We start from the raw sequence: 5,230 nt of genomic DNA, 5'->3' as shown, positions 1-5,230 counted from the left end.
AGCAGCGAGAAGTAATATACCATGCTAAACTTTTTTTTGCAACTTGTTTTTTTCAAGCCACTTTCGCAACCGGCCCGTTGACCGGATTTGTAATATAACATGATCCCAAACGAATGACAATGGTTTATTTTCCCAAGAAGATCATCCAATGATGAAAAATCGATTTGATTTCGTTGCTCCATATGTAGATATTGACCTAACGTTCTCTAGTGGAGTTTAATAATATCTGCAAATAATCTGCTCGAAGGAGAGAACCTAATATGAAAGAAACTGTTGTACAGAGACAATTACAAGCATATAACGATAAAAATATTGACGCATTCATGGATTGTTATAGTGAGGACATTAAAATCTATGATTTTCCCGATACACTCAGAATGGAAGGCCAAGAGGCCATGAGGACGCGCTATCAAACCTTGTTCGAATCCTACCCTGATATGATAGCAACCGTTGATAAAAGAATATTTCACGGAAACTATGCAATAGATCATGAAGAAATAACTGGAAGACTAGAAGGTTCTACGTTAAAAGCAGTTGCTATATATGAAATAAAGGATGATCGAATTACAAAGGTCTGGTTTCTTAAAGGTAATTCGTGAGGTGGCCTGGCTGTTCAATGAAAATAAAGTAGACTGGATGTGTTGATCCAGCGTTAATCGGCATGGCTGGAAATCGTCAGGTTCATAAAAATAAGTATTAGAGTTGCTTGAAAATAAAAACAGCGGTAGCCTTGGACTGAAAAATAAAGTCCTAGACTACCGCCGTTTGATTGAACTAACGTTCCCCGTTAGCTCAATCTTCTGGATTGTCCCAACCTTCGTCTAATACAAACTTTCCCGTTTTATCTCTAATAAATGCAGTACCTGGTGGAGCCTCAAGATATTGAATAATATCCGAATCATAATTACAAATCGTGTTGACCTGGTAAACGGCATGATTTTTAGAATTATTCATATATTCATCATCCTCATCTCCCGCCATAAACCGCCAACCACTATCAGGTTTATTATTTTGGTAAGGCTCTTCTCTATACATGAATCCAACTTTGCAGCCATCTACTGTAATCCTATCGGTTGCAATGCATCCCTCATAAGAATCAATCAACTTTTGTATCTTATCTCCAGAAATTTTAAATTTCTTCTTTTTTTCAAACCCAAACATTTCATGTTCCTCCCCATTTGTTGTATGTGTTCCACCCCTTAAGAATTCGCGAAGTCATTCGCGCTAACCTGCCCGTTACTTCAACCAAACCAGGGAACAACTGCCGAATGGCGATTGCTCCCTGGTTTTTGCGCTATCGTGTCCGTTAGTTCAACACCCCCCAGGTACCTATGATGCATATCCTTCATTTAAGCAGCTTTTTATCCAGTTTACCTAAGGGGGTATAGGGCAAATGATCCACGAAGATGATTTCTTTTGGCAGCTGAAATCGTGCCAGTCTAGAGCGCAGCCATTCAAAAAGCTCCTCTCTGGTCGTTTCCACATGTGGGGCCAGAAGGACAAAAGCTTTCAACCGCTGTCCAAAATGCTCATCATGAATCCCGATCACAGCCGCATCCTCTACTTGAGGGTGAGTGAGCAGGACCTGTTCCACTTCAAGAGGATAAACATTTTCTCCCGCTGAAACAATCATGCTATCCGTTCTTCCACACAAAAAGTAATACCCCTTCTCATCTAGATAGCCCAAATCACCAGTTTCGATCCAGGAATTAGCACCGTTTCTAATGCAAAATTGACCAACTCTGCCGATTTCAACTTCCTTTTTATGATCATCTGCGATTATTAAGCGGACGCCCTTAATCTTTTTGCCGATCGTATGTGCGGAGTAGGTCAAATCCTGTGGAGTTGCGATGATGTTCAAGCCCGCTTCCGAAGTACCGTAGAGATTGAACAAGACATCTCCCAATTGACTCAAAGTCTCTTTTACCAGTTTGGGATTGAGCTCTGCGCCACCTGAAGCAATACAAGAAAGGGATTTCAAGTCATCTGCATTGGTTTTTAACATTTTATGCAACATTAAGGGGACAACGGTTACGACATTAACCTGGTGCTCCCGAATCAAACGGCATGCTTTCTCTGCATCGAATCCACGATGAATAACCACTTTCTTTCCCAAAGCGCAGAATAAGAGCAGTACCGCTACTCCATAGCCGTGATGAATGGGTGTCGCAATATACACAGTAGGATAATTTAAAATTTTCAATCGAGTTAAGAAGCCGGAAAAAGGGTCCAAATAATTGAATAGCGAAGGCTTATGCGCCGCTTCTTTGTTATTTCCTGTGGTTCCGCCTGTCAGAAGCACAAGTTTCCCCGAAGAAGTCCGGTGTCGTTTATATTTTTCGTAATTGTTTGCAGAAAGTAAGTTGTTTATAGCCGGAAATGTATCATGATAACTCAACATTTTGGCTTTCGTATAGGCAGATTGCTCAAGCAAAGAGCTTTGCTCCTCATCATAGACCAGTAGGTCAAAATCATGGCGCTCTAAGATGTTATTCAATTGCCCTTTGCTCATTTCTGTATTAAGCAGATAGATATCCGCCCCCGTTAAAGAAACCGCAAAAATTGCTTTCACCAAAGAAGCATGATTTTTACACAAAAAAACCACCTTCTTGCCGCTCGCAAGTTGGTACCCTCCCCTCAAAACTACGGATAGTTCTTTGGATTGTGCAAACAATTGTTTATAGGTTAGAGTTTCCTGCTCATCTACTAACGCGATATTCTCTCCATAGGTCCTGGCTGAAAAATGCAGCAGAGTCATCAGATTGATTCCATATTTGTAGACAGCGGAAGTTAACCGGAACAAGGCTAAGGGGGAAAGTAGTCCTATTTTAAATAAAACATAGATCAGTTTATACACCCTCATTGCCGTTACCCTTTTTTCTTAACATTCTCGGAATTAAAAATTCCCACCAACTTCTGAAAAGTATGGAGGCCAGCTGCCCGAAAATCAACCACCACGGTTTATATGTTTTCCTTTTGGTACAGATGGAATTGCATATTATCTTTGCAACGTGCTGTGGGGACATGGCCGGTAATTTTTGATAAGCATCGGTTGGCAGGATCATGGGCGTTCTAACTAACGGAAGATAGATCGAGGTGGCGGAGATCCCCATCATGTTCAACTCGGGAGCGGCAGACCGAAACCAGGAGTCAGAAGCAGCCTTCGAAGCCTGATAAGCCGCCCAATATGGAAGGGGAAGCAAAAGAGCATTTATTGTCGAGACGTTAATGATGTGCCCTTGCTTTTTTTCAAGAAGTGGAATGGTTGACAAGAGCAGTTGAACCGGCGCAAAATAATTGATCGCCATCGTGCGCGTAAAATCATGATAGCGATCCAAGGACTGATTAATCGATCGCTTGATGGAATGACCCGCATTGCTTATAACAATATCAAGCCCCTCAGGTAGCTGATGAAGAAAGGTGAGCAATTCCTCCATCTCCTTCTGATTTCGAAGATCGGCCGGGAACACACTTACTTGAGCCGATTTCGTTTCGATTTCCCTTTTCATAGCTAAAAGCTTGTCCTCTCGTCTGGCCACTAATATCATATGAACCTTGATCTCAGACAGCAGATAAGCAAGCTGTTCGCCAATTCCGGAACTTGCTCCCGTTATAAGAATGGTTTTTCCCTTCAGTTGACACCCTAACTGCTTTCTATTCAAGAAAGTCGGCGGGAATAAGAGATGTTCGAAAAGGCTATAGGTATGCATTTGGGCTCCTTTCTTGTCTGAAGAACGACCAGACAGGCACGCTCCCTTGTTCTTCGACAGTACAGGAGAAATCTCCTTTTTACTGGTAGATGTGCGAAATTCACTTATGATACGGTTCTCCATGGTTCATTTTAAACTAGCCTGCCCGTCCCTCAAAGAAAAAGGGAACAGCTGCGTGGTGATCTGCTCCCTGGTAATTGCGCTATCGTTTCCCGGTAGTTCAACAGAACAAAGGATAACAAGAGACGTGTATGGAATAGAAGAATAAAAGTTGTACTTTTCATTGCGGTGTGATTTATTTGATTAAACGAACTCGAATATGGTTTTTTGGAGCAATTGCCTTTGCAGTTTGTTAGACAATCGGAGGTTATTTTCTGAACGGGTTTCTAAATTATTCGAGCTTAGTCGGTAGTTCCAAACTACTTTTTTTGTTCAAGTAGCCAAGTATATAGCTCTTGGTTACTCAATGTTGTTCGCAATATATCATGTCCCAAATCAGGGTATATGGTAAGATTTACATTTCCTTGATGCTGTTCTACAGCGGTTACCATGTTTGTCATTTGTTCTAATGGGACAATCTCATCATTGGCTCCATGAAAAGCCCAAATTGCAGTATTTTTAAGCTGCTCTGCTTTAGAGATTTGTCCTCCTGAACTCAATGGCACAATTGCAGCAAATGTTCTCGGATTATGGATAGCTAAATCCCAAACTCCATATCCTCCCAAACTATACCCTATCAAATAAATACGTCTTGGATCTACGCGGTGAATAGTTATAAGCTCATCTACCAAAGCAGTAACTGCATCACGCTCCATGTTCCAATAAGACTCACTTGGACATTGGGGAACCGCAACAATAAACGGTAGCGATAATTTACCTTCATTAACTATTTCAAGCAGTCCATAACTAGATAGTTGGGATACATCCTCGCCCCTCTTATCCATACCATGTAAAAAAATAATAAGTCCCCACTCATGAGTTGAGTCTTCATATCCCTCAGGATGAGAAATGAGATAATCAATCTGTACATTTTTGGTTATTTCGACACTCAGGGATCTAGGTTGTATTGTCATTCAAATATTCCTTTCATTGATCGTCATTTAGTTATGAAGGCTTCAGATGATGTTATTGAACAAACGTTCATCGTTAGTGGAATGACTTAATTTTTTCCAAGACTTCAATAATTTTTTTAGCAGTTTATAAGCATTCACTTATACCTCCTGAAATTCTTTAATTACAATAAATCCCACATATCATTCTGCTATCCTGCCCGTTCAATAAGGCTGCCGTTTATATGTCGCGGCAGCCTTATTTTGTTGGTACTGCACTATTTTTCTCTCAGGGATCTTTATTACATAATGCGTTAGAAAATTCGTTTTTTTAATAATTTATAATTAGGTCTAGATTTTTACTGCTCATAATTGCAATAATTATTTCTTTCCAACTAGATTCCATTTTGTGAATCACACCCCCATGGTGCAATTTTTGTACTGACTTAATGGTACCACATATTGGAACTG

Annotated in this window: 5 protein-coding genes; 1 reads left to right on the top strand and 4 read right to left on the bottom strand. The window is 40.6% G+C overall.

Annotated features, from left to right (window positions below):
* Window positions 1–260 precede the first annotated feature (260 nt).
* Complete coding sequence (locus GC097_RS16105) at window positions 261–599, top strand: nuclear transport factor 2 family protein (protein WP_171684326.1); 339 nt, start codon at window positions 261–263, stop codon at window positions 597–599.
* 193 nt (window positions 600–792) lie between these two features.
* Here the strand turns inward: GC097_RS16105 and GC097_RS16100 are convergent, their stop codons facing one another.
* The 4 genes from GC097_RS16100 to GC097_RS16085 all read right to left on the bottom strand — a co-directional run bounded on the left by GC097_RS16100 (window position 793) and on the right by GC097_RS16085 (window position 4,783).
* A complete protein-coding gene (locus GC097_RS16100; protein WP_171684325.1) occupies window positions 793–1,161 on the bottom strand; it encodes a DUF2185 domain-containing protein in 369 nt (122 codons plus the stop codon).
* A 184-nt stretch (window positions 1,162–1,345) separates the two neighbouring features.
* Window positions 1,346–2,863 carry an AMP-binding protein gene (locus GC097_RS16095; RefSeq protein ID WP_216625788.1) on the bottom strand — a complete coding sequence of 506 codons (1,518 nt, stop codon included), beginning with the start codon at window positions 2,861–2,863 and terminating at the stop codon, window positions 1,346–1,348.
* A complete protein-coding gene (locus tag GC097_RS16090; RefSeq protein ID WP_171684324.1) occupies window positions 2,850–3,710 on the bottom strand; it encodes an SDR family NAD(P)-dependent oxidoreductase in 861 nt (286 codons plus the stop codon). The genes GC097_RS16095 and GC097_RS16090 overlap by 14 nt, the downstream gene beginning before the upstream one ends.
* Before the next feature lie 419 nt (window positions 3,711–4,129).
* Window positions 4,130–4,783: a carboxylesterase family protein gene (locus GC097_RS16085; protein WP_171684323.1), complete on the bottom strand. Its 654-nt coding sequence runs from the start codon at window positions 4,781–4,783 to the stop codon at window positions 4,130–4,132.
* Window positions 4,784–5,230 lie beyond the last annotated feature (447 nt).

Origin of the sequence: Paenibacillus planticolens (genome assembly GCF_013141725.1) — a bacterium.
Classification (GTDB): domain Bacteria; phylum Bacillota; class Bacilli; order Paenibacillales; family NBRC-103111; genus Paenibacillus_E; species Paenibacillus_E planticolens.
Note: the sequence above shows the minus strand (reverse complement) of the source record. Positions and strands in the feature narration are given on the sequence as shown.